This window comes from Streptomyces sp. NPDC008079 (genome assembly GCF_042957385.1).
In the GTDB taxonomy this organism is placed as follows: Bacteria; Actinomycetota; Actinomycetes; order Streptomycetales; family Streptomycetaceae; genus Actinacidiphila.
This window is the reverse complement of the sequence record NZ_JBIBIC010000001.1, coordinates 1,319,765-1,342,180: the sequence shown is the minus strand read 5'-3', so window position 1 is coordinate 1,342,180 and position 22,416 is coordinate 1,319,765. Positions and strand designations below refer to the sequence as shown.

The window sequence follows — 22,416 nt, the reverse complement described above, 5'->3', positions numbered from 1 at the left end:
CGTGTCCGACTCTGGTCTGACACCGGACCCTGACCCGGGTATCAGGGTCACCCCTGAGGCCCTACGACCTGCGGCTCCCCCGGGCCCCCGGGCCGCGTCTCCGCCCCGTCCGACCGCAGGTCGAACGGGGGGTGAAATTCGTTCGCGGCTCCCCGCGCGGACGCGTATGATCGCCGGTCTTGCCGCCTCCCCACGGGAGTGCCGCCGGCCGGACGGAAACCGGTCGGCTCGTCGCCTCGCCGACGACCCCTCGCGTACGCACTCGTATCAGCCGGAGGCAAAGCCGTGCCCTCGCACGTCCCGACCCAGGGCAGCAGCCCCAGCCCGCAGGACCGCACCGACCACTCCCCCGACCCGCTCGGCAGGGAACGCTCCCACCTCGCCTCGTCCCGTACCGCGCTGCGCGCCATGCGGCACGACGTGGAGTCGCTCGACATCACGGACGTGACGGGAAACTGGGTCAACGCCAAGATCCTCGCCGCCGAGATCGACGACCGCATCAAGGCGCTCTCCGACCTCGCCGACACCCCGCTCTTCTTCGGCCGCCTGGACTACCTGCACGCGCCCGGCACGGAACTGGCCGAGGGCGCGACCGGCGAGCAGTTCTACATCGGCCGCCGCCATGTGCACGACGCGGACGGCGACCCGATGGTGATCGACTGGCGCGCGCCGGTCTCGCAGCCCTTCTACCAGGCGTCGCGCCGCAAGCCGATGGACGTACGGCTGCGCCGCAGGTTCGGCTACACCGGCGGGGACCTGACCGCGTACGAGGACGAGTACCTCACCGACCCGCCGGAGGGCGCGGCGGATCCGGGGACGTCGAGCAAGCTGCTCCAGAGCGAGATCGAACGGCCCCGCGTCGGCCCCATGCGCGACATCGTCGCCACCATCCAGCCCGAGCAGGACGAGATCGTCCGCGCCGACATCACCGGCAGCGTCTGTGTGCAGGGCGCGCCCGGCACCGGGAAGACCGCAGTCGGCCTGCACCGGGTCGCGTATCTGCTCTACGCGCACCGCGAGCGGCTGGCGCGGACCGGCACGCTGGTGATCGGGCCGAACCGGTCCTTCCTCCAGTACATCGAGCAAGTGCTGCCCGCGCTGGGCGAGTTGCAGGTCAAGCAGGCCACCGTGGACGACCTGGTGGCCCATGTCGAGGTGCGCGGCACCGACTCGGCGGCGGCGGCCACCGTCAAGGGCGACGCGCGGATGGCGGAGGTGCTGCGACGGGCGGTGCGGTCCGGCATCCGGATGCCCACCGAGCCGGTGATGGTGGTGCGCGGCTCGCGGCGCTGGCGGGTCCCGGCGTACGAACTGGAGGAGATCGTCAAGGAGTTGGCGGCCCGCGACATCCGGTACGGCGCCGCGCACGACGCGCTGCCGCAGCGGATCGCGCACGTCGTCCTCGTACAGATGGAGCGCTCGGGCGAGGCGCCGGACGACCGCGTGCAGGACGCGGTGGCGCGAACTCCCGCCGTGAAGGCGGCCGTCAAGGCGTGCTGGCCCGCGGTCGATCCGGCCAAGACGGTGCTGCGGCTGCTGTCGGACCCGGAGTTCCTGGCCGAGGCGGCGGACGGGGTGCTGGACGCCGAGGAGCAGCGGACGATCCTGTGGGCGAAGCCCGCGCGGGGGCTCGCGTCGGCCAAGTGGTCAGCCGCCGACGCGGTGTTGATCGACGAGGCGTACGACCTCGTGCAGCGGACGTCGTCGCTCGGGCATGTGGTGCTGGACGAGGCGCAGGACCTGTCGCCGATGCAGTACCGCGCGGTGGGGCGGCGCTGCTCGACCGGGTCCGCGACCGTGCTCGGCGACCTCGCGCAGGGCACCACGCCCTGGGCCACCGGCTCGTGGGCCGAAGCGCTGGGTCATCTCGGCAAACCGGACGCCCGCGTCGAGGAGTTGACGGCCGGTTTCCGTGTGCCGCGCGAAGTGATCGCGTACGCCACGCGGCTGCTGCCGCAGATCGCGCCGGGCCTCGCGCCCGCCACGTCCGTCCGTGAGGCGGCCGGCACGATGTCGGTACGGGCCGTCGCCGCCGGCGCGCTGGACGCGGCCGTGCTCGCGGCCTGCGACACGGCGCTCCGGCACGAGGGGTCCGTCGGCCTGATCGCCGCCGACCCGCGGATTCCCGTACTGGCCACGGCACTTGAGGCCGCCGGAATCCAGTACGTCTCGCCCGGTGAGGAGACCTCCGCCGAGGCCCGCGTCACGCTGGTGCCCGCGTCCCTGGCCAAGGGCCTGGAGTACGACTACGTCGTGCTCGACGAGCCCGCGGACATCGTGGCCGCCGAGCCCGACGTCCGCACCGGCCTGCGACGCCTGTACGTCTGCCTCACCCGCGCCGTCTCCGGCCTCGCGGTGCTGCACACCGCGCCGCTCCCCGAGGCCCTGGCCCCGGCCTAGGCCGCGTCCGCAAGGTCTCGTCTGGCTGGCGCGCCGCTGCGCGCTACGCCTGCTCGATGCGGAAGAAGTTGCCCGCCGGATCCCGTACGGCGCCGTCCCGTACCCCCCACGGCTGGCTGGCGGGCTCCTGGAGCACCTCGGCCCCCGCCGCCCCCGCGACGGCCTCGAACGTCGCGTCGAGGTCGTCGCTGCGGAAGTGCAGCGGCCGCAGTTCCCCCTTGGCCAGCAGCGCCGCCAGCGTGTCCCCGTCCTCCTTCGACCGCCCCGCGTGCGGCTGCGACAGCACGATCTGGATCTCCGGCTGGCTCTTGGTCGTCAGCGTGATCCACCGGAAGCCGTCGTGCTCGACCTCATTGCGCACGGTGAGACCGAGGGTGTCCCGGTAGAAGACGAGGGCGGCGTCGGGGTCGTCGACGAAGACGTGCACGGCACTGATGGAAACGGTCATACGGCCGATGCTAGGGGCTGTGCGGCCGATATCGGAGGCGACGGGCGCGGGCTCACAGCGGCGAACGCGCGGCGGCGCCTCCCGTCTTGCGGGGGCGGGTCACCAGCATGACCTGGCAGCCGGGGACGACCTCCAAGTCGCTGTGGTCGCGGGCGCGGTAGGCGCTGGGGGTCTCGCCGACGATCTGGGTGAAGCGGGCGGAGAAGGAGCCGAGGCTGGTGCAGCCGACGGCGAAGCAAGCGTCGGTGACGCTGACGTCGCCGCGCCGCAGGAGGGCGGTGGCGCGCTCGATGCGGCGGGTCATGAGGTAGGAGTACGGGGTCTCGCCGTACGCCGCGCGGAACTGGCGGCTGAAGTGGCCGGTCGACATCAGCGCGGTCCGGGCCAGGGCCGGGACGTCGAGCGGCTGGGCGTACTCGCGGTCCATACGGTCGCGGGCACGCCGAAGGAGCCGCAGCTCGTCCAGGTCCATGACGCTCATGGCTCCATTGTGGCGCGGGGGTACGACAACCGCCGGTACGCGCCCCGGCCCGGCGGGACCGTCCGGGGCGGCGCGACGGCCGTACCGCCCGGCCTCAGGAGACCGGGACCGGGGTGTCCAGGGCGGCGCGCCAGCGGGCGACGGCGCGGACGTCGACCGGGGAGGCCCAGCCCGCGGGGCGCACGGCGCCGCCGACGTGGAAGCCGTCGAGCCCGGCGCCGCGCAGGTGCGGCACATGCTCCAGGAGCAGGCCGCCGCCGACGAGGAGCTGGGGTTCGTACCCCGGCTCGCCGGTGCGCGCGGCCTCGTCGCAGAGCACCGGGAGCCCGGCGGGCACGCCGTCCGCGGCGCCCGCGGTGAGGTATGTGTCGAGGCCCGGCAGCCCGGCGAGCTGGAGGCGGAGCGCGTCGCGGTCGGCGGCGCGGTCGATGGCCCGGTGGAAGGTCCAGCGGCAGCCGTCGATGACGTCGACCAGCGCGTGCACGGCGTCGAGGTCGGCGCGCCCGCCGTCGTCGAGGAAGCCGAGGACGAACTCGTCGGCGCCCTCGGACCGCAGGGACTGCGCGGCGGCGCACAGGGCGTCGAGGTCGCGCGCGTCACCGGCGCTGAATCCGTCGGACAGCCGCAGCATGACGCGCAGCGGGATGTCGACGGCCGCCCTGATCGCCCCGAAGGTGGCGCGGGAGGGGGTGAGCCCGTCCGCGGCCATGTCGGTGACCAGTTCGAGGCGGTCCGCGCCGCCGTCCCGGGCCGCTACGGCATCGTCCGCGCCGAGGGCGATCACCTCGAAGATTGGTCTAGACATATGAGCAAGGGTGCCACATGCGTCACTCCCGCGCGAGACGTGTAGCGCACAATTACCGGCATGTCCTTCACGCCCGCCGCCCCTCACCCCCGCTACGACGCCCTGCTCGCCGAGTGGTGCGACCTGCTGCGCCGCTGCCAGGAGCCGACAGCGGACGACGCGCCCGCCCCCGACCCCGCGCCGTACGGCGCCGATCTGCTCGGCCGCTGGGCCGAACCGCAGCGGCGTTACCACACGCTGGACCATCTCCAGGCGGTCCTGGACCACGCCACCGAACTGACCGCGTACGCCGCCGATCCGGACGCGGTGGCCCTCGCCGCCTGGTTCCACGACGCGGTCTACCGCCCCGACCGCTCGGAGAACGAGGAGCGCAGCGCCCACCTCGCCGAACGCGCCCTGCCCGAGGCGGGCGTGGCCGCCGACCGCACCGCCGAGGTCGCCCGCCTGGTGCGTCTGACGGTCACCCACGACCCGGCCGAGGGCGACCACAACGGCGAGGTCCTCTGCGACGCCGACCTCGCCGTCCTGGCCGGCGACCCCGCCGCCTACGCGGCCTACGCCGCCGCCGTCCGCTCCGAGTACGGCTTCGTCCCCGACGACGCCTTCCGCGCCGGCCGCGCCGCCGTCCTGCGCCAACTCCTCGCCCTCCCCGCCCTGTTCCGCACCCCTTACGGCAAGGACCAGTGGGAACGCACGGCCCGCCGCAATCTGACGACGGAGCTGGAGCTGCTCACGGCCTGACGGAGCCGGACCTGCTCACGGCCTGACGTATTTGCGCCGCCGCAGGCCCGCGGCGGTCAGCAGGCGGACGATCTCCTTGCTGCCGGTCTCGACCGCGCCGAGGGCGACCGCGTCGGCGTACCGCTCGGAGGGGATGTCGTAGTGGTCGCGTTCGAAGGCGCGGGACGGGGCGCCGAGGCGGGTGGCGAAGGCGTGCAGTTCGGCGTAGGAGACGTCGCTGACCAGGTGGGACCAGTGGCGGCCGTGGCCGGGCCAGGTCGGCGGGTCGATGTAGAGGGTCATGAGGGGTCCGACTCGGCGTCGTGGGTCATACCGGGTTCACCGGGGTCAGGGCGCCGACGGGGGCGACGACGGCGCCGCGGGCCTCGCAGACCCAGTGCGGGTCGGGGCCGAGTTCGGGTTCGACGGCCAGGGCGTGCGGGTCGTCGCAGTCCGGGCACAGCGGCCAGCGCCCGTAGCGTTCGAGCAGGGCGTCCTGGACGTCCTGGGCGAGCAGCCCGGGGATGTACTCCGCGCCGTCCGGCCACTGCTCCAGCCACCAGCGGCGCTTGCTGACGGCGTCCTCGACCAGCGAGACGATATCGGCCTCCGCGACACCGCGGGCGCTGAGGTCGGACAGCACGAGAGCGCGGGCACCATGCAGCACGGTTTCACCTTCCATCCCTCCATTGTCGCAAGCCCGGCGGACGCGGACGCCGTGATCGTCGGGTGCCTTGACGTACGGCCGTCTCTGAAAATACCTTTCAGAAGGTGACCTATAGCGTGAAGGAAACTTTCTCCCCGAGCGTCCGCGCCCTCCGCGGCGTGTCCGGCGCGCCCGTCCTCCCCGTCACGCCCCCCGACCCGGGGGCCCTCGCCGCCAAGGTCCGCACCCTCGCGCCGTCGATGACCCGGTCCATGCACCGGGTCGCGGAAGCCGTCGCGGGTGATCCGGCGGGCTGTGCCCATCTGACCGTCACGGCGCTCGCGGTGCGTACCGGCACCAGCGAGGCGACCGTCGTCCGCACCGCCCGGCTGCTGGGCTACCCCGGCTACCGCGATCTGCGGCTGGCGCTGGCCGCGCTCGCCGCCCAGCAGGCCACCGGGGCGCCGCCCGCCGTCACCGCCGACATCGCCGTCGACGACCCGCTCGCCGACGTGGTCACCAAGCTGGCCATGGAGGAGCAGCAGACCCTCGCCGACACCGCCGCCCAGCTCGACATGGGCCAACTGGAGGCCGCCGTCGCCGCGTTGGCCGCGGCCCGGCGGACCGACATCTACGGGATAGCCGCGTCCGCGCTGGTCGGCCAGGACCTGGCGCAGAAGCTGCTGCGGATCGGCCTGATCGCGCACGCGCACGCCGACCCGCACCTGGCGGTCACCAACGCCGTACAGCTCAAGCCGGGCGATGTGGCGCTGGCCATCACGCACTCGGGCAGTACGCACGACGTCATCGAGCCGCTGCGGGCCGCGTTCGACCGGGGGGCGACGACCATCGCCATCACCGGCCGGGCGGACGGCGCGGTCACGCAGTACGCCGATCTGGTCCTGACCACGTCCACCTCCCGCGAGAGCGAGCTGCGGCCCGCCGCGATGTCCAGTCGTACGAGTCAGCTCCTCGTCGTCGACTGTCTGTTCATCGGCGTCGCGCAGCGCACCTACGAGACCGCGGCCCCGGCGCTGTCCGCCTCGTACGAAGCGCTCGCGCACCGGCACAGTCCCCGCTCGGGCCGCGCCTGACGGCCGGTCCGCACCACTCCACGACCCCCACAGCAGAAGGATGAACGAGCCGCATATGTCGCACTACACCGAGCTGCGCCGCGAGCTGGAGACCCTCACCACCGAGGCGTTCCGGCCCGAGCTCGCCGAGATCGACCGGATGCCCACCCTGGAGATCGCGCGGACCATGAACGGTGAGGACGCCACCGTTCCGGCCGCGGTCGCCGGGCAGTTGCCCGTGATCGCCGCCGCCATCGACGGGATCGCCGCCCGGATGGAACGCGGCGGACGGCTGATCTACGCGGGCGCCGGTACGGCGGGCAGGCTCGGCGTGCTCGACGCGAGCGAGTGCCCGCCGACCTTCAACACCACGCCGGGACGCGAGGTGCTCGGACTGATCGCGGGCGGCCCGTCCGCGATGATCACCTCCATCGAGGGCGCGGAGGACAGCAAGGAGCTGGCCGCCGCCGACCTCGCCGCGCTCGGACTGACCCCGGCCGACAGCGTCGTCGGCGTCTCCGCCTCCGGGCGCACTCCCTACGCGGTCGGCGCGGTGGAGTACGCGCGCGCCACGGGGGCGCTCACCGTGGGCCTGTCCTGCAACGCGGACTCGCCGCTCGCGGCGGCGGCCGACCACGGCATCGAGGTCGTCGTCGGGCCCGAACTGATCGCCGGTTCCACCCGGTTGAAGTCCGGCACCGCGCAGAAGCTCGTGCTCAACATGCTCTCGACCATCACCATGATCCGGCTCGGCAAGACGTACGGGAACCTCATGGTCGACGTGCGGGCCTCCAACGAGAAGCTGCGGGCGCGCTCGCGGCGGATCGTCGCGCTGGCCACCGGCGCGGACGAGGAGGCGATCGAGGACGCGCTGACCGCCACCGACGGCGAGGTCAAGCACGCCATCTTGACGCTGCTCGCCCATGTGGACGCGGCCACGGCGGCCCGGCTGCTGACGGAGTCGGGCGGCCACCTGCGGCAGGCGCTGGAGGCCGCGCCGAAGTAGCCGCGCGGGAGCGGGAGTTCACTGGCGCTTGGCGGACTCGGCCGCCATCATCACCGAGGCCAGCCATTCGCCGTCGAAGAGGGTGGCGTCCGCCAGGCGGTGGGCGCCGCCGTACGCGTTGAGCATCGTCTTGGCGGCGCGCAGCGCGGCCGGGGAGCGGCGGAGCATCGGCCGCGCCCACTGGTCGACGGCGGCGTCCAGCCCGGCCTCGGGCACGGCCTTGTGCAGGACGGACAGCTCGACGGCCCTGGCCGCGTCGAACGCCTCGCCGGTGAGGACGAGTTCGCGGATGCGGGCGGCTCCCACCTCGTTGAGCAGCCGGGGCAGGATGCCGCCCCAGGCGGGCGGCAGGCCCAACGCCAGCTCGGGCAGCCGGAACCGGCTGGTGTCGGCGCCGACCCGCAGGTCGCAGAACATCGCGAGCGCCACGCCCGCGCCGATCACGTCGCCGTGCACCCGCGCGACGGTGACGGCGCCGAGCGTGGCGAGCGCCTCGCACACCTGCCGCGCCTTGTTGCCCATGGTGCGCAGGCCGGACCCCGTGGGGTCGGCGGCCAGCGACTCGGCGAATTCCCTGCGGTCGCCGCCGAGGCAGAAGTGCTCGCCGGCGCCGGAGAGTTCGAGCACCCGTATGCCGGGGTGGTCCTGCACCGAGCGCAGTACGGCCAGCAGTTCGTCCAGGACCGGGCCGGTGACGGCGTTCCCGGTCTCCGGGGTGTTCAGCCGTACGCGCAGCAGCGCTCCTTCCTGGCTGACGCGCAGGACCTTGAAGTAGTTCATCATGCTGTCGTTCGCCACCGGTTCTCTCGTACGGTCGTGCCGCGTGCGGCCTACAGGTCTCTGGGGCCCGCCTGTTCGGGGACGCGGGCGGACGCGGAGTCGGACACCGTCAGTGTCGTCATCCGCCGGAAGGCGACCCGCGGCGCCCACTCGGGGTCGCGGTGGACGCTCAGTCCCGGCAGCTTCCTGAGCAGCGCGGTCAGCAGCGCGGTGGCCTCCATCCTGGCCAGCGGGGCGCCGACGCAGTAGTGGATGCCGCCGCCGAAGCTGAGGTGGCTGACCTTGCGGCGGATGTCGAAGATGTGCGGGTCGGCGTACTGCGCGGGGTCGTGGTTGGCGGCGGCGAGCATCAGGTGGACGGTCTCGTCCTTGGGCACCTCGATGCCCGCGAGCGTCATGTCGTCGCCCGCGACCCGCGTCACGACGTGTATCGGCGGGTCGTAGCGCAGCACCTCCTCGACGGCGCCGGGGATGTCCTGCGGGTGGGCGCGCAGCCAGCCCATCTGGCGGGGGTGCTCGGCGATCAGCCACGTCATGGTGGACAGCAGATTGGAGGTGGTCTCCAGGGCGGCGAGCACCACCAGCAGCGCGAGGTAGTAGACGGCCTCGTCGGCGCGGTCGCGGTCCGGCTCCAGCCCGTCCCAGGTGCGCAGCCACTGCGAGACCGGGTCGTCCCCCGGTGACCTGCGCCTTTCGCGCACCAGCGCGGCGAAGTACTGGTGCAGTGTCACGGTGGCTTCGTCGGAGATCGCGAGCTGGCTCGGGGTGGGCAGCAGCTCCTGGGTGAACACCTGGGCGTGGGTCAAGTCCCGCAAAAGGGGGAAGTCAGCGGAGGGCAAACCCATCCACTCCCCTATCGCGCGCACCGGCAGCTCCTCGCTCACCAGTGAGACAAAATCGGCCACTCCGTCGCGCAGGCGTTCCGCGAGCCGGCCGACCAGGCGGTCCGTTGTCTTTTCCACCGATATCCGAATGTCACCGAGCGCCCTCCGGTCGAACATATTTCCGACCGAGCGGCGCATCAATGTGTGATGCGGTGGATTGAGCCGGACCAGAGTCTGACCGATCTGCCGTGAGGAAGGCGCGCTCCAGCGCGTTCCCTGGCCTTGCCTGGCGGCCCATTCGTTGTCGGTCACACGCCAGGCCCGGTCCCTCAGCACCTGGTCGCTGAGGCCGAACGACGTGATCAGGTGGCCGCCCCAGGGCGCTGGGACGACATCCCCCATCGAGCGAAGCTCGTCGTAAAGAGGCAGCGGACTTTCCTGTCCGCCGGGCTTACGGAGTCGGGAAAAAAGTGATACAACTCTTCGCCGGTCGGTGGGGGCGACCGAATACGGTGTGACCATGGCGGCATTTCTCCTTGGTCCTCAATGCCAGGCCGGATTGACCTGTCCTGCATACCCCGGGCACGAGATGCGTATCCGATCGGACACTGCTCGTAATTGTGGCAAGCGTCACACCGTCGGCGATGATTTCCGGCCAGGTCCGTTCTTTATCGAAACCGGCCGACCGCGAAGCCGCGGTCGGCCGGTTTTCGACTTGTGCGTCGCCGGGTGTTACGCCTTGAGCCAGTTGAGGAACGAGCTCCAGCGGCTGGCCGCCTTCGGCTTGCCCTGCGTGTGGTCGGCCGGAGCCTGAGCCGACTGGCTCTCCTGCGAGCGGACCGGCTGCCGCGCCGGGGTGAACCGGGCGGGCAGCGAGGTGAGCGCGCGGTGGAAGGGGCCCGGACGCCAGGTCAGGCTCTCCACCGGCACCGCCAGGTCGATGTCCGGCAGCGTGTTGAGCAGCTTCTCGATGGCCCGCAGCGAGATCAGCGTGGCCGGGTCCTTGGCCGGGCAGACATGGGGACCCGCGCCCCAGCCCAGGTGCGCCCGCTTGCTCATCGTCTGGCCGCCGCCGCCCAGGCTCGGGTCGGTGTTGGCCGCCGCGTAACTGATCACCACGGGGTCGCCCGCGCGCAGCGTGATCCCGGCGAGGTCCACGTCGTGCACCGGGTAGTGCACGCCGTAGTTGGCCATCGGCGGGTAGTTCCACAGCACGTCGTTGAGCGCGTCCTCGACCAGCAGGCCCGCCATGTGCTGGCTGTCGGCGTACTTGTCGTCGGACAGCAGCAGCCGCAGCGCGCTGGAGATCATGTTCTGCACCGGCTCGGTACCCGCGGCGATCATCGGGAAGAGCTGGTGGATCATCTCCTCGGTGGTCAGCGCGGAGCGGTGCTGCATCATCCAGGAGGTGATGTCCTCGCCCGGCGTGGTCCGCTTCAGCTCGACCAGTTCGACCAGCGCCCCGGTCAGCACCTCCAGCGACTTCTCGACATCGATGCCATCGAAGATGCCGGAGATCCCGAACACCAGCCGGTTGCCGATGTCCTCGGTGCAGCCGAAGAGGTCGTTGAAGACCAGCAGCGGCACCTGCTGCGCGTAGTCGGCGACCAGGTCGGCCCGCCCCTTGGCGCTGAACTGGCTGATCAGATACGAGGCGACCTGGTCGACGTGCCGGCTCAGCCGGTGCGAGTCGACCATGGCCAGGCTGTCGGTCGCCGCCTGCCGCAGCCGCATGTGCTCGGCGCCGTCGGAGAACAGCAGATTCGGCCGGTAGGCCATCATCCCCATCACCGGGCTGTCCGCCGGTATCTGACCCTCGTTCATCGCGCGCCAGCGGCGCGAGTCGCGGGCGAAGGTGCCCGGGTTCTGGAGGACCCGCAGCGCCTCGGTGTAGTCCGTGACGAGTTCGGCCTCCACGCCCGGCGCCAGCTCCACCGGAGCGCTCGGGCCGAACTGCCGCATGTAGGAGTAGAACGCCTCCGGAGCGGCGGCGAACTCCGGGCCGTACAGCGGCACACTCTGGCCGCTGTCGTGCGCGGGGCAGCCGGGCGGCGGGGCCTGGAAGTCCGGAGGGGTCTGCATGCCTGTGCTCCTCGTTGAAATACCTGAGCTACCTGAACTACCTGCGGTGACCTACTAGTTGAGGCGAGACTGCAAATACTGCACCAGAGCGATCAGTGAACCCGCCGATGACCGCTCGTCGCGTGCGTCGCACGAGACCACCGGGGTCTCGGGAAGCAGATCCAGCGCCTCGCGCACCTCTTCGAGCGAGTGCGGGGGCGCACCGTCGAAGCGGTTCACGGCGATGGCGTACGGCAGACCATGCCGCTCCACGAGGTCCATCACGGGGAAGGACTCCTGGAGCCGCAGCGGGTCGACCAGCACGAGCGCGCCGAGCGCGCCGCGCGACAGGTCCTCCCACAGCCGCACGAACCGCTGCTGGCCCGGCGTACCGAACATGTACAGCACCAGTTCGTCGCTGAGGGTCAGCCGGCCGAAGTCCATCGCGACCGTGGTGGTGGTCTTGTTGGGCGCGCCCCTGAGGTCGTCGATGTCCGCGCTGGCCTGCGTCATCACTTCCTCGGTGCGCAGCGGCGGGATCTCCGACATGGTGCCGATGAACGTCGTCTTGCCCACGGCGAAGTGCCCGACCACGAGGATCTTGGCGACCGTCCGTACCGAACTGGGCAGATAGACGTTCTCGCGCGGCGTCTGGGGAGCACTGTCCCTATCCGAAGCGAGCCCGGAGCCCATGCAGCACCTCCTCCAGCAGTTCCCTCTCGACCAACTGCGCGCGGGGAACGGGTGCCCGCGCGAGCAGATACCCGTCCTCCACCAGATCCGACAGAAGGATCTTGACCACGCCCATCGGCAGCCCGGTGTGCGCGGCGATCTCCGCGACCGCGAGATAGCCGCCCGAGCACAGTTCCATCACCCGCAGCTTCTCGGGATCAAGAACCCTTGTCCGGGGCGCGTTTTCGGATACGGCGACCAGTGTGATCATCGTGAAGCCGCCGTCGACCGGAAGCTCGCGACCGTTGGTGATCACATACGGGCGTACTAATTCCGTGGCTTCTAACTCCAGCTCCGGTTCGCCCGTCAATTGACGTCAGCGTTCTCGCGAGGAGGTGTGGTCAGCACCTTGCCGAGTTGGCCGACGAGCTGCTGCATCCGGAAGGTGATCTCCGCGAGGTCCGCGTCCGGGGACGCGGAGACCGCGAGATAGGCGCCTTCACCTGCCGAGATGAGGAAGACCCAGCCGTGGTCGAACTCCACCAGGGTCTGCCGCCACTCCTGGCGGCGGTCGTCGCCGCCGACGAAGTCGGACACCGTACGGCTCAGCGACTGCATGCCGCTCATCGCCGCCGCGACGGTGTCGGCGTGGTCCCTGCCGACCTCGTTGGAGCGGGCCATCAGCAGGCCGTCGGCCGACACCAGGATCGCGTGCCGGGCCTCGGGCACCTCAAGGGCGCTGTCGAGCATCCACGACAGATCTCTTCCGATCATTGGGCTCATTGGGCGTCCTGCCCTTCGCTGCTCGCGCCGATGGAACGGCGGCCGGACTGAGTGCCCCGCTGGAACGCGCCCATGCGGGAGGCGACTTCGTGGCTGTCGCGCACCGGCTCGGGCGCCCGCTCGACTCTGTCCCCGGCTCTGTCACTGGTTCTGTCGTCGGACCGCTCCTCGGCCGTGGGCACTATCGAGATCGGGTGCCGGAAGCGCCGCCGCTTGGGCAGGCCGCCGAATGTGGTGGCGGGCACCACCGGCTCGGGCGCGCTCTGCTCCACCGGCTCGGACGCTTCACCCACGACGGGAGTCTCCTCGGGCTCGATGGTGGTGGTGAGGAGTTCGTCGGGGAGCAGCAGCACGGCGCGCACTCCGCCGTACGGCGAGGTGGAATCCACCGAGACGCTGAATCCGTAACGGTTGGCGAGTACGCCGATCACCGCGAAACCGAATTGCGGCGGATTTCCGAGGCCGGAAACACCCGGAGTGCGCTGGCCGGTGAGGAGTTCTCCCGCCAGCGTCTTCTCTTCGTCGCTCATGCCGACACCCGCGTCGTCGACGACGATGCAGACGCCCTTGGGCACGGGCTGGATATTGATTTCGATGGACGTTTCAGGGGCCGAATAACTCGTGGCGTTGTCGAGCAGTTCGGAAAGGGCGAGTGCGACCGGTTCGACCGCGCGGCTCACCACCGCGAAATTGCTCTGCGAACGGATTTCCACGCGCGTGAAATGCCGGATGCGGCCCTTGGCGCTGCGGACCACGTCGTAGACGGACGCCGCGTTCTTGCGGCGGCCGAGCCAGCCGTCGCAGAGCACGGCTATGGACTGGGCGCGCCGGGTGAACTGCGCGTTGCCGTGGTCCACGTCCAACAGGCCCTGGAGCGCCGCGTGCTCGCCGTTCTCCCGCTGGAGCTTCGCGATGGCGACCTGCTGCTCGCCCGCCAGACCCTGGAGGGTGCGCATGGCGGCCTTGAGCACGCTCTTGGTGCCCTCCTCGGCCCGGCGTCTGGCCTCATCCACGATCTGCTCGCGGCCGACTTCCAGGGAGGCGCGGCGCGCCGACTGCTCGGCGAGCGCGGCACGGAGCTTCGCATTAGTTTTCCGGCTGAGCGCAATCGCGGTCGCGGCGACAGGAGTACCTGCGATCAGGCCCCAAAGTGCTGGATCATGTAAGTAGGACGTCATGAGGCTCTCTTCAGGCGAGGGGCCGCCATTTGCGGAATCTCTTTCAAATCCGAACAAAAATGCGGAACACTTGCGCATGACACTTGCCAAGCAATGAGAGCCTAGCAGCAGGTTTGACCCCGGTACCCCCCGTACTTGTCCTGCTACCGGCATCTGACGGTAATTCAAAATTGCCCCGTTTTGGGACAGTCTTGGTGAATTGTTCCGAACAATGCGCCGGACACAAAGACGGCACCCCCCGGGTGACCGGGGGGTGCCGTCGTGCGGTCCTGCTGATCCGGGCTCGCGCCCCGTGGATCAGAAGTCCATGTCACCGCCGGGCATGCCGCCCGGAGCGCCGCCGGGGGCGGCCTTCTCCGGCTTGTCGGCGATGACGGCCTCGGTGGTGAGGAACAGCGCGGCGATGGAGGCCGCGTTCTGGAGCGCGGAGCGCGTGACCTTCGCCGGGTCGATGATGCCCTCGGCGATCATGTCGACGTACTCACCGGTCGCGGCGTTGAGGCCGTGGCCGACGGGGAGGTTGCGCACCTTCTCGACGATGACGCCGCCTTCGAGACCACCGTTGACGGCGATCTGCTTCAGCGGGGCCTCCAGCGCGAGCTTCACGGCGTTGGCACCGGTCGCCTCGTCGCCCTCGAGCTCCAGCTTCTCGAAGACCGCGGTCGCCTGGAGCAGAGCCACGCCGCCACCGGCGACGATGCCCTCTTCCACGGCGGCCTTCGCGTTGCGCACCGCGTCCTCGATGCGGTGCTTGCGCTCCTTGAGCTCGACCTCGGTGGCGGCACCGGCCTTGATGACGGCCACGCCGCCGGCCAGCTTCGCCAGGCGCTCCTGGAGCTTCTCGCGGTCGTAGTCCGAGTCGCTGTTGTCGATCTCGGCGCGGATCTGGTTGACCCGCCCGGCGACCTGGTCGCTGTCACCGGCACCGTCGACGATGGTGGTCTCGTCCTTGGTGATGACGACGGTACGGGCGCGGCCGAGCAGGTCCAGGCCCGCGTTCTCCAGCTTGAGGCCGACCTCTTCGGAGATGACGGTGCCACCGGTGAGGATGGCGATGTCGCCGAGCATGGCCTTGCGACGGTCACCGAAGCCGGGCGCCTTGACGGCGACGGACTTGAAGGTGCCGCGGATCTTGTTGACCACCAGGGTCGACAGGGCCTCGCCCTCGACGTCCTCGGCGATGATCAGCAGCGGCTTGCCGGACTGCATGACCTTCTCCAGCAGCGGGAGCAGGTCCTTCACCGAGGAGATCTTGGAGTTGACGATCAGGATGTACGGGTCGTCGAGCGACGCCTCCATACGCTCCAGGTCGGTCGCGAAGTAGGCGGAGATGAAGCCCTTGTCGAAGCGCATGCCCTCGGTGAGCTCGAGCTCGAGCCCGAAGGTCTGCGACTCCTCGACGGTGATGACGCCTTCCTTGCCGACCTTGTCCATGGCCTCGGCGATCAGCTCGCCGATCTGGGTGTCGGCGGCGGAGATGGAGGCGGTCGAAGCGATCTGCTCCTTGGTCTCCACGTCCTTGGCCTGCTCCAGCAGAGCGGCGGAGACGGCCTCGACGGCCTTCTCGATGCCGCGCTTGAGGGCCATCGGGTTGGCGCCGGCCGCGACGTTGCGCAGCCCTTCCTTGACCAGGGCCTGGGCCAGGACGGTCGCGGTGGTGGTGCCGTCACCCGCGACGTCGTCGGTCTTCTTCGCGACCTCCTTGACCAGCTCCGCGCCGATCTTCTCGTACGGGTCCTCGAGCTCGATCTCCTTGGCGATGGACACACCATCGTTGGTGATCGTGGGGGCGCCCCACTTCTTCTCGAGGACGACGTTGCGGCCCTTCGGGCCGAGGGTGACCTTGACGGCGTCGGCGAGCTGGTTCATCCCGCGCTCGAGACCGCGCCGTGCCTCCTCGTCGAACGCGATGATCTTTGCCATGTGAAGTGTCCTCCGCGGACTGGGGTTCCCCCACCGGAGCAGGGGGCGACGGCTCGGACCGTGTGGTGCCCGCGACGGACGGCCGACCTGGTCGCCGGTTCCTTCCCGGCGGCCGGGCGGGCCTCACCGACCCGGTCCTTCAGCACTCTCACTAGGAGAGTGCTAACGCCAATGATTAGCACTCGACCCCATCGAGTGCAAGCGCCTGTGGACAACTCCGGGCCACGCACGAAGGGCCCGTCCCCCCTAAGAGGTACGGACCCTTGGTGCGTGAGTGCGTCGTGTCGGTCGCCGAGCGCGCCGGGCCGTCAGGCGGTGGCCAGCCGGACCATGTCCGCCTGCGGCCCCTTCTGACCCTGCGAGATCTCGAACTCGACCCGCTGGCCTTCTTCGAGGGTGCGGTAACCGTCCATCTGAATCGCGCTGTAGTGGACGAAGACATCCGCACCACCGTCGACCGCGATGAAGCCGTAGCCCTTCTCCGCGTTGAACCACTTGACGGTGCCCTGAGCCATTCCTAACTCCCCTATTACTGGCCCTATCGCGGCCCCGCACTCCGCGGGTCCGGGTCAGACCTCACCGCCGGGGAAGCCGTTGTCTGAGCGACAGGGGATCCCTGGTGGTGTGCGCCGGAACGCGTCGACCGCGGCTGAATGTATCTGCACGGATGCCCTCTGCAACAGGTCAATCGGACGAGAATTCGGGGAGCGACCGATCGGAAATACACCAGAATAGGGCGCTATGGCGGGGCATCTCGGACCGGACATACGTCGCCTATGCGACAATCCACACGTGAATTTGGCGATAAATCGCCGCACTGACCGTTCGCGGCGGCAACTTGCCCGTGGCAACAGTACAACCTTTCAACTACCGCCCAGGACACAGCCGTTCGGCCCGGTCCGGCCCCCGTACAGCACTGTGCCCCATCCACCGCAAAAGGGTGAACGGGGCACAAAACGGCAGGTGTAGCCGGGCCGTTACGGGAAGTTGATCAGCCGCCCGCTACCGCCGGAATGATCGAAACGCTCGCGCCGTCGGGGACAGCGGTGGCGAGACCGTCGGAAAAGCGAACATCGTCGTCGTTGACATAGACGTTCACGAAACGACGGAGTTTTCCGGTGTCGTCGAGAACGCGCGCCGAAATGCCCGCGTGATTCTTCTCCAGCGAGTCGATCACCTCGGCCAGCGTGCCGCCCTCGGCCGGAACCTCGGCCTGGCCGCCGGTGTAGGTGCGGAGAATGGTGGGGATACGAACAGAAGCACTCATGCGAGGCCAGCCTCTCGGAACGCGTCAAGGGTCGGGCGGATGGTGGCGGTCGGGCCGGTGGTCGGCGCCACCGCGTCCAAAGTCTTCAGTCCGTCGCCGGTGTTGAGGACGACGGTCTCGGCGGCCGGGTCGAGCTGCCCGGTCTCGATCAGCTTCTTCAGCACCCCCACGGTCACCCCGCCCGCGGTCTCCGCGAAGATCCCCTCGGTGCGCGCGAGCAGCTTGATCGCGTCCACGACCTGCTCGTCGTTCACGTCGTCGACCGCGCCGCCGGTCCGCCGGGCGATGTCCAGCACGTACGGGCCGTCCGCCGGGTTGCCGATCGCCAGCGACTTGGCGATGGTGTCCGGCTTCACCGGCCGCACCACGTCGTGCCCCGCCTTGAACGCCGCCGAGACCGGCGAGCAGCCCTCGGCCTGGGCGCCGTAGATCTTGTACGGCTTGTCCTCGACCAGGCCGAGCGCGATCAGCTCGCGCAGGCCCTTGTCGATCTTGGTGAGCTGGGAGCCGGACGCGATCGGGATCACCAGGTTGTCGGGGATGCGCCAGCCGAGCTGTTCGCAGATCTCGTACGCCAGGGTCTTGGAGCCCTCGCCGTAGTAGGGCCGCAGATTGACGTTGACGAAGCCCCAGCCCTCGCCGATCGGGTCGCCGATCAGCTCGGAGCAGAAGCGGTTCACGTCGTCGTACGAGCCCTCGATGCCGACCAGTTCGCCGCCGTAGACCGCGGCCATGACGACCTTGCCCGCCTCCAGGTCGTGCGGGATGAACACGCAGGAGCGGAAACCGGCGCGCGCGGCGGCGGCGCCGACGGCGCCCGCGAGGTTGCCGGTGGAGGAGCAGGAGAGCGTGGTGAGGCCGAAGGTGCGGGCGGCCTCCAGGGCGATGGCGACGACGCGGTCCTTGAAGGAGTGCGTCGGATTGCCGGAGTCGTCCTTGATGTGCAGGCCGCCGGTGATGCCCAGTTCACGGGCGAGGTTGTCGGCCTTGACGAGCTTGGTCCAGCCCGGGTGGAGGTTGGGCTTGTCGGTGACGTCGGCGGGGACCGGCAGCAGCGGCGCGTACCGCCAGATGCTGGTGGGTCCCGCCTCGATCCGCTTGCGCAGCGACTCGGGGTCGCCGAGCGGCAGGTCGTACGCGACTTCGAGGGGCCCGAAACACTCCTCGCAGGCGAAGATCGGGCTCAGCGGGAAGCGGGTGCCGCACTCCCGGCAGGACAGCGCGGAGGCGGGTCCGAAGGGGGGAGTGCTGGTGCTGTCGTGGGTGCTGGCGACGGTCTGCACAGCCATGATGGCGAGGCCCTTTCTCCTCATCTTCCTTGTGACGTACGTCGCCACAAGACGGAATTGGCACCTTCCCCACCGTGTGACCTCGCGGTCGGCGGGAGGGTTGCCGGGGCTTCAACGGGCCGTTCCCTCTGCCCCTCTGGATGAGCGGTATGGCGCCTGCCCGCCTTCTGTGCGGCGGCGACGCGTTTGTCACGCGCTACGACCCCCGGCATGCGGCGGTCATACGCGTTGTTCAAGACTGTAACCGACAAGCGTGACAGTTGAGATAGTCGTCCGAACGGCGAGATGGCCGCTGGGGCGGCCGTCCGGCTGGTTTCTGAGGGCTCCCACCGTACGAAAAGGGGACGGGATCGTGCTCGATGAGGTGGAGCGGTGGCTGGAGCGGCGGTCCTGGTCCGCCGCCGACCGGCCGCTCGACCTGCTGCTCGCCGCGAAGCGGGCCGCGGGGCCGCAGGGCACGGTCAGCGTGGTGCTGCCCGCGCTCGACGAGGAGGCGACGGTCGGCGAGATCGTGGCGGCGATCCGCCGCGACCTGATGACCGACGAGGTGCCGCTGGTCGACGAGCTGGTCGTGGTCGACTCCGGCTCCCGCGACCGTACGGCGCAGGTCGCGGCGCGGGCCGGGGCGCGGGTGGTGCAGCGCGACGCGATCCTGCCGCGGCTGCCCGCGCTGCCCGGCAAGGGTGAGGTGCTGTGGCGGTCGCTGCTGGTCACCCGCGGCGAGATCGTCTGTTTCGTGGACGCGGACCTGCGCTCGTTCGACTCGCGCTTCGTGTCGGGGATCGTCGGGCCGCTGCTCACCGAGCCGGACGTGGAGCTGGTCAAGGCGATGTACGACCGGCCGCTGGAGACCGGCGGCGCGGTGGTGCCGGCGGGCGGCGGGCGGGTCACCGAGCTGGTCGCCCGGCCGCTGCTCAATCTGCACTGGCCGCGGCTGGCGGGCTTCGTCCAGCCGCTGGGCGGGGAGTACGCGGCGCGGCGCTCGCTGCTGGAGCGGCTGCCGTTCCCCGTCGGGTACGGCGTGGAGCTGGGCATGCTCATCGACGCCCTGTCCCTGGCGGGGCTCGACGCGCTCGGGCAGGTGGACGTGGGCGTCCGGCACCACCGGCATCAGGACGGGCAGGCGCTCGGGCGGATGTCGGCCGCCATCTATCGCACGGCGAGCCTGCGGCTGTCCCGGGCGCCCCTGGTCCGCCCCCGCCTCACCCAGTTCCACCGGGACCCCTCCGGGGGGTTCACCCCGCTCACCCACCCCGTCGACGTCGACGAACGCCCGCCCATGGCCCACCTCCCCGAATACCTCGCCCGCCGCGCCGCCTGACGGCTCCCCCGCCAGGCGCCCGCGCCGCCGGGGCCGCGGGGCTGACCGGCGCGGTCTCCTACGGAGCAGGAGGGTCCACGACGTTTGGGGCGGAGCCCACGCGGCTAGGCTGGCGGCATGGTCGAAACGCGTGCGGCACGGATTCTGGTCGCTTCGAATCGGGGGCCGGTTTCGTATGCGCTGGGGGACGACGGGGAGCTGAGCAGCAGACGCGGCGGCGGCGGCCTGGTGTCGGGCCTGAGCGCGATCGGACCCGAGGCGGACGCGGTGTGGGTGTGCGCGGCCCTGGGCGAGGGCGACCGTGAGGCGGTACGGCGCGGGGTCGGCGAGCCGGGCGCCCGGATGATCGCCGTCGAGGAGAGCGTCTTCGAGGCCGCGTACAACGACATCGCCAACTCGGTGCTGTGGTTCGTCCACCACCTGCTCTACCAGACGCCGTTCGAGCCGCTCTTCGACGAGGACTTCCGCGGCCAGTGGGCGGCGTACCAGGCGTACAACGAGGCGTTCGCCGAGGCGCTGGCGGAGGAGGCGGCGGACGGCGCGCACGTCCTGGTGCAGGACTACCACCTGTCGCTGGTCCCGGCGCTGCTCCGGGCCCGCCGCCCCGACCTGCGGATCGGCCACTTCACGCACACCCCGTGGGCGCCGCCGGACTACTTCCGGCTGCTGCCCGACGACATCGCCGCAGAACTGCTCGAAGGCATCCTCGGCGCGGACCGCGCCGCGTTCCTGACCCGGCGCTGGGCCGACGCCTTCGCCGCGTGCTGCGTCAGCGTGCTGGGCGCCACGCTCGGCGACGACGGCCGGGCGGTCACCCACCGCGGCCGTACGACCCGGCTCGGCGTGCACGGCCTCGGCGCCGACGGCGACTTCCTGCGCGAGCGCTCGCACCGCCCGGACGTCGCCGAGCGCATCACCCGGCTGCGGTCGGAGACGGGTGCCGACCGCAAACTGATCGTGCGCGTGGACCGTACGGAACTGTCCAAGAACATCGTGCGCGGCCTGCTCGCCTACCGGCAGCTCCTCCAGGAGCACCCCGAATGGCTCAGCCGGGTCGTCCACGTCGCCTTCGCCTACCCCTCCCGGCAGGATCTCGCGGTCTACCGCGAGTACACCGAGGGGGTCGCCCGGCTGGCCGAGGAGATCAACGCCGAATTCGGCACGCCCGACTGGCAGCCGGTGCTGCTCAAGGTCGACGACGACTTCGCCCGCTCCCTGGCCGCCTACCGGCTCGCCGACGTGGCCCTGGTCAACCCGATCAGGGACGGCATGAACCTCGTCGCCAAGGAGGTCCCCGTCGTCTCCGACAACGGGGTGGCCCTGGTGCTGTCCCGCGAGGCGGGCGCCTTCGCCGAGCTGGGCGACGACGCGATCGTCGTCAACCCGTACGACATCCGCGAGACCGCCGCCGCCCTGCACACGGCCCTCACCCTCCCGGAGGCGGACCGCGCCGAGCGCACCAAGCGCCTCGCCGACGCGGCCACCGCGCTTCCCCCGTCCCGCTGGTTCCTGGACCAGCTGCACGCCCTGGACGGCTGAGCACCGGGTCCGGGCTCAGTCCAGGGCGTCCGCGAGGGCGTCGAGGAGGGAGACGACGCCCTCGGGGCCGGGGACGGCGAGGTCGGCGGCGCGGAGGACTTCCTCGGGCGTCTCGGGCGCGGCGCTGGCGACGAGCAGGCCGGGCAGGCCGTCCTCGCGCAGGGCCTGGACGGCGGCGAAGGCGGCGAGGTCGCCGAGGTCGTCGCCCGCGTAGAGCACCGAGCCGGCGCCGACCTCGCGGAGGTAGGCGGCCAGGGCGACGCCCTTGTCCACGCCGGGCGGGCGCAGTTCGAGGACGAAGCGGCCGGGCTCGACCATGAGGCCGTGCCGGGCGGCGAGTTCGGCCAGCGGACCGCGCAGCGCCTCGAAGGCGGCGTCGGGGTCCTCGGCGCGGCGGGTGTGGACGGCGACCGCGCGGCCCTTGTCCTCCACCCAGGTGCCGCGCCAGGCGCCGTTGCGGTCGAGGAAGCCGGGCAGCTCGGCGCGGACCGAGGTGACGCCGGGGTGGTCGCCGGGGGTGTGGACGGAGCCGGTGGGCGCGTCCCAGCGCTCGGCGCCGTAGTGGCCGAGCACGACGAGGTGTTCGAGTCCCGCGACCCCGGCGAAGCCGCCGTAGCGTACGGCGACGCCCGCCGGGCGGCCGGTGACGACGGCGACGGCGGCGAGGTGCGGGGCGAGCCTGACGAGGGCGGGGACGGCGCCGGGGTGGGCGCGGGCCTGCTCGGGGTCGGGCACGATCGGGGCGAGGGTGCCGTCGAAGTCAAGGGCGACGACGGCGCGTTCCGGCCGCGCGAGCAGGGCCGCGAGACCTTCCTTTCCCTCGGGCGTGGTGGGGGCGGGGATGTCGGCGGAGGCCATGCAGCCGACCCTACCCGCGTCCCCCGGGCGCATGCCCGGCGTACGGTGGCACGCGCGCCCCGCGCGGGCCGTCAGCGCAGGTCGCGGCGGGCGTCGCGCTCCTTGCGCAGCCGGTTGACCGTCACCGGGTCGTGGGCGACGGCCCGGGGGTCGTCCAGCAGGGCGTTGAGGAGCTGGAAGTACGCGGTCGGGGACATGCCGAGGCGTTCGCGTATGGCCCGTTCGCGCGGTCCCGGTCCGGTCCAGGTCCGGGCGGCGATGGCCAGGACGGCGATGTCGCGCGCGGAGAGCGGTTCTTCCCGTGTCATGGCGCCCCTCTCCCCTGTCGGTGCGGTCGGGCCG

At 71.0% G+C, this 22,416-nt stretch carries 24 protein-coding genes and 1 riboswitch; of the genes, 6 read left to right on the top strand and 18 right to left on the bottom strand.

What is annotated here, in order from left to right:
• Nucleotides 1-285: 285 nt before the first annotated feature.
• Nucleotides 286-2,400, top strand: coding sequence for a HelD family protein (locus tag ACFZAM_RS05910; RefSeq protein WP_391043067.1), 2,115 nt, complete (start codon nt 286-288; stop codon nt 2,398-2,400).
• Nucleotides 2,401-2,443: 43 nt separating this feature from the next.
• On the opposite strand, the gene ACFZAM_RS05905 is transcribed toward ACFZAM_RS05910, so the two are convergent.
• The 3 genes from ACFZAM_RS05905 to ACFZAM_RS05895 all read right to left on the bottom strand — a co-directional run bounded on the left by ACFZAM_RS05905 (nt 2,444) and on the right by ACFZAM_RS05895 (nt 4,134).
• The gene (locus tag ACFZAM_RS05905; RefSeq protein WP_188285367.1) at nt 2,444-2,848 is read right to left on the bottom strand and encodes a VOC family protein; all 405 of its coding nucleotides are present in this window, start codon (nt 2,846-2,848) and stop codon (nt 2,444-2,446) included.
• Between the two features lie 52 nt (nt 2,849-2,900).
• On the bottom strand, nt 2,901-3,320 hold the full coding sequence (locus ACFZAM_RS05900; RefSeq protein ID WP_391043567.1) for a helix-turn-helix domain-containing protein: 420 nt from the start codon (nt 3,318-3,320) through the stop codon (nt 2,901-2,903).
• A gap of 103 nt (nt 3,321-3,423) precedes the next feature.
• The gene (locus ACFZAM_RS05895; protein ID WP_391043066.1) at nt 3,424-4,134 is read right to left on the bottom strand and encodes a copper homeostasis protein CutC; all 711 of its coding nucleotides are present in this window, start codon (nt 4,132-4,134) and stop codon (nt 3,424-3,426) included.
• Between the two features lie 60 nt (nt 4,135-4,194).
• Between ACFZAM_RS05895 and ACFZAM_RS05890 the strand changes: the two genes are divergently transcribed.
• The gene (locus ACFZAM_RS05890) at nt 4,195-4,875 is read left to right on the top strand and encodes a hypothetical protein (RefSeq protein WP_355337369.1); all 681 of its coding nucleotides are present in this window, start codon (nt 4,195-4,197) and stop codon (nt 4,873-4,875) included.
• A gap of 15 nt (nt 4,876-4,890) precedes the next feature.
• Here ACFZAM_RS05890 and ACFZAM_RS05885 read toward each other — a convergent pair whose 3' ends face one another.
• The gene (locus ACFZAM_RS05885) at nt 4,891-5,157 is read right to left on the bottom strand and encodes a DUF4031 domain-containing protein (protein ID WP_391043065.1); all 267 of its coding nucleotides are present in this window, start codon (nt 5,155-5,157) and stop codon (nt 4,891-4,893) included.
• A gap of 25 nt (nt 5,158-5,182) precedes the next feature.
• Nucleotides 5,183-5,536 carry a hypothetical protein gene (locus tag ACFZAM_RS05880; RefSeq protein ID WP_391043064.1) on the bottom strand — a complete coding sequence of 118 codons (354 nt, stop codon included), beginning with the start codon at nt 5,534-5,536 and terminating at the stop codon, nt 5,183-5,185.
• Between the two features lie 89 nt (nt 5,537-5,625).
• On the opposite strand from ACFZAM_RS05880, the gene ACFZAM_RS05875 reads away from it, so the two are divergent.
• Nucleotides 5,626-6,594: an SIS domain-containing protein gene (locus ACFZAM_RS05875; RefSeq protein ID WP_391043062.1), complete on the top strand. Its 969-nt coding sequence runs from the start codon at nt 5,626-5,628 to the stop codon at nt 6,592-6,594.
• A 40-nt stretch (nt 6,595-6,634) separates the two neighbouring features.
• Nucleotides 6,635-7,579 (top strand): N-acetylmuramic acid 6-phosphate etherase, encoded by a 945-nt coding sequence (murQ, locus tag ACFZAM_RS05870; RefSeq protein ID WP_355337360.1) that lies wholly within the window; start codon nt 6,635-6,637, stop codon nt 7,577-7,579.
• Nucleotides 7,580-7,597: 18 nt separating this feature from the next.
• Here the strand turns inward: murQ and ACFZAM_RS05865 are convergent, their stop codons facing one another.
• From ACFZAM_RS05865 to thrC, 11 genes are all read right to left on the bottom strand, one after another.
• Entirely contained in the window at nt 7,598-8,362 is a 765-nt protein-coding gene (locus ACFZAM_RS05865; protein WP_391043565.1) for an enoyl-CoA hydratase-related protein, read from the bottom strand.
• Nucleotides 8,363-8,409: 47 nt separating this feature from the next.
• Nucleotides 8,410-9,321 carry a cytochrome P450 gene (locus ACFZAM_RS05860; protein ID WP_355337357.1) on the bottom strand — a complete coding sequence of 304 codons (912 nt, stop codon included), beginning with the start codon at nt 9,319-9,321 and terminating at the stop codon, nt 8,410-8,412.
• A gap of 594 nt (nt 9,322-9,915) precedes the next feature.
• On the bottom strand, nt 9,916-11,265 hold the full coding sequence (locus tag ACFZAM_RS05855; protein WP_355337354.1) for a cytochrome P450: 1,350 nt from the start codon (nt 11,263-11,265) through the stop codon (nt 9,916-9,918).
• Nucleotides 11,266-11,319: 54 nt separating this feature from the next.
• The gene (locus ACFZAM_RS05850; RefSeq protein ID WP_355337351.1) at nt 11,320-11,937 is read right to left on the bottom strand and encodes an ATP/GTP-binding protein; all 618 of its coding nucleotides are present in this window, start codon (nt 11,935-11,937) and stop codon (nt 11,320-11,322) included.
• Nucleotides 11,912-12,286, bottom strand: a complete 375-nt coding sequence (locus ACFZAM_RS05845) for a DUF742 domain-containing protein (protein ID WP_355337348.1) — start codon at nt 12,284-12,286, stop codon at nt 11,912-11,914. Before ACFZAM_RS05845 ends, ACFZAM_RS05850 begins: the two co-directional genes overlap by 26 nt.
• Nucleotides 12,283-12,687 (bottom strand): roadblock/LC7 domain-containing protein, encoded by a 405-nt coding sequence (locus ACFZAM_RS05840; protein WP_355338031.1) that lies wholly within the window; start codon nt 12,685-12,687, stop codon nt 12,283-12,285. Before ACFZAM_RS05840 ends, ACFZAM_RS05845 begins: the two co-directional genes overlap by 4 nt.
• A gap of 8 nt (nt 12,688-12,695) precedes the next feature.
• Nucleotides 12,696-13,877, bottom strand: coding sequence for an ATP-binding protein (locus ACFZAM_RS05835; RefSeq protein WP_391043057.1), 1,182 nt, complete (start codon nt 13,875-13,877; stop codon nt 12,696-12,698).
• Nucleotides 13,878-14,174: 297 nt separating this feature from the next.
• Nucleotides 14,175-15,800, bottom strand: coding sequence for a chaperonin GroEL (gene groL / locus ACFZAM_RS05830; RefSeq protein WP_188285378.1), 1,626 nt, complete (start codon nt 15,798-15,800; stop codon nt 14,175-14,177).
• A gap of 308 nt (nt 15,801-16,108) precedes the next feature.
• A complete protein-coding gene (locus tag ACFZAM_RS05825) occupies nt 16,109-16,315 on the bottom strand; it encodes a cold-shock protein (RefSeq protein WP_093715500.1) in 207 nt (68 codons plus the stop codon).
• Between the two features lie 476 nt (nt 16,316-16,791).
• The gene (locus ACFZAM_RS05820) at nt 16,792-17,067 is read right to left on the bottom strand and encodes a MoaD/ThiS family protein (protein ID WP_188285379.1); all 276 of its coding nucleotides are present in this window, start codon (nt 17,065-17,067) and stop codon (nt 16,792-16,794) included.
• Nucleotides 17,064-18,356, bottom strand: a complete 1,293-nt coding sequence (gene thrC, locus ACFZAM_RS05815) for a threonine synthase (protein ID WP_355337341.1) — start codon at nt 18,354-18,356, stop codon at nt 17,064-17,066. The genes ACFZAM_RS05820 and thrC overlap by 4 nt, the downstream gene beginning before the upstream one ends.
• Before the next feature lie 17 nt (nt 18,357-18,373).
• Nucleotides 18,374-18,503, bottom strand: a riboswitch (SAM riboswitch).
• Nucleotides 18,504-18,708: 205 nt separating this feature from the next.
• On the opposite strand from thrC, the gene ACFZAM_RS05810 reads away from it, so the two are divergent.
• Nucleotides 18,709-19,677 carry a glucosyl-3-phosphoglycerate synthase gene (locus ACFZAM_RS05810; protein ID WP_391043052.1) on the top strand — a complete coding sequence of 323 codons (969 nt, stop codon included), beginning with the start codon at nt 18,709-18,711 and terminating at the stop codon, nt 19,675-19,677.
• A 117-nt stretch (nt 19,678-19,794) separates the two neighbouring features.
• Complete coding sequence (locus tag ACFZAM_RS05805) at nt 19,795-21,216, top strand: trehalose-6-phosphate synthase (RefSeq protein WP_355337335.1); 1,422 nt, start codon at nt 19,795-19,797, stop codon at nt 21,214-21,216.
• A 15-nt stretch (nt 21,217-21,231) separates the two neighbouring features.
• On the opposite strand, the gene otsB is transcribed toward ACFZAM_RS05805, so the two are convergent.
• Both otsB and ACFZAM_RS05795 read right to left on the bottom strand, forming a co-directional pair.
• The gene (gene otsB, locus ACFZAM_RS05800) at nt 21,232-22,074 is read right to left on the bottom strand and encodes a trehalose-phosphatase (RefSeq protein ID WP_391043051.1); all 843 of its coding nucleotides are present in this window, start codon (nt 22,072-22,074) and stop codon (nt 21,232-21,234) included.
• A 71-nt stretch (nt 22,075-22,145) separates the two neighbouring features.
• A complete protein-coding gene (locus ACFZAM_RS05795) occupies nt 22,146-22,382 on the bottom strand; it encodes a DUF3263 domain-containing protein (protein WP_188285385.1) in 237 nt (78 codons plus the stop codon).
• Nucleotides 22,383-22,416 lie beyond the last annotated feature (34 nt).

Coding starts and splice junctions, on each gene's coding strand:
- ACFZAM_RS05905 (WP_188285367.1), bottom strand. CDS start 2,848: ATGACCGTTTCCATCAGTGCCGTGCACGTCTTCGTCGACGACCCCGAC.
- ACFZAM_RS05900 (WP_391043567.1), bottom strand. CDS start 3,320: ATGGACCTGGACGAGCTGCGGCTCCTTCGGCGTGCCCGCGACCGTATG.
- ACFZAM_RS05895 (WP_391043066.1), bottom strand. CDS start 4,134: ATGTCTAGACCAATCTTCGAGGTGATCGCCCTCGGCGCGGACGATGCC.
- ACFZAM_RS05890 (WP_355337369.1), top strand. CDS start 4,195: ATGTCCTTCACGCCCGCCGCCCCTCACCCCCGCTACGACGCCCTGCTC.
- ACFZAM_RS05885 (WP_391043065.1), bottom strand. CDS start 5,157: ATGACCCTCTACATCGACCCGCCGACCTGGCCCGGCCACGGCCGCCAC.
- ACFZAM_RS05880 (WP_391043064.1), bottom strand. CDS start 5,536: ATGGAAGGTGAAACCGTGCTGCATGGTGCCCGCGCTCTCGTGCTGTCC.
- murQ (WP_355337360.1), top strand. CDS start 6,635: ATGAACGAGCCGCATATGTCGCACTACACCGAGCTGCGCCGCGAGCTG.
- ACFZAM_RS05865 (WP_391043565.1), bottom strand. CDS start 8,362: ATGATGAACTACTTCAAGGTCCTGCGCGTCAGCCAGGAAGGAGCGCTG.
- ACFZAM_RS05855 (WP_355337354.1), bottom strand. CDS start 11,265: ATGCAGACCCCTCCGGACTTCCAGGCCCCGCCGCCCGGCTGCCCCGCG.
- ACFZAM_RS05850 (WP_355337351.1), bottom strand. CDS start 11,937: ATGGGCTCCGGGCTCGCTTCGGATAGGGACAGTGCTCCCCAGACGCCG.
- ACFZAM_RS05835 (WP_391043057.1), bottom strand. CDS start 13,877: ATGACGTCCTACTTACATGATCCAGCACTTTGGGGCCTGATCGCAGGT.
- groL (WP_188285378.1), bottom strand. CDS start 15,800: ATGGCAAAGATCATCGCGTTCGACGAGGAGGCACGGCGCGGTCTCGAG.
- ACFZAM_RS05825 (WP_093715500.1), bottom strand. CDS start 16,315: ATGGCTCAGGGCACCGTCAAGTGGTTCAACGCGGAGAAGGGCTACGGC.
- ACFZAM_RS05820 (WP_188285379.1), bottom strand. CDS start 17,067: ATGAGTGCTTCTGTTCGTATCCCCACCATTCTCCGCACCTACACCGGC.
- thrC (WP_355337341.1), bottom strand. CDS start 18,356: ATGGCTGTGCAGACCGTCGCCAGCACCCACGACAGCACCAGCACTCCC.
- ACFZAM_RS05805 (WP_355337335.1), top strand. CDS start 19,795: ATGGTCGAAACGCGTGCGGCACGGATTCTGGTCGCTTCGAATCGGGGG.
- otsB (WP_391043051.1), bottom strand. CDS start 22,074: ATGGCCTCCGCCGACATCCCCGCCCCCACCACGCCCGAGGGAAAGGAA.
- ACFZAM_RS05795 (WP_188285385.1), bottom strand. CDS start 22,382: ATGACACGGGAAGAACCGCTCTCCGCGCGCGACATCGCCGTCCTGGCC.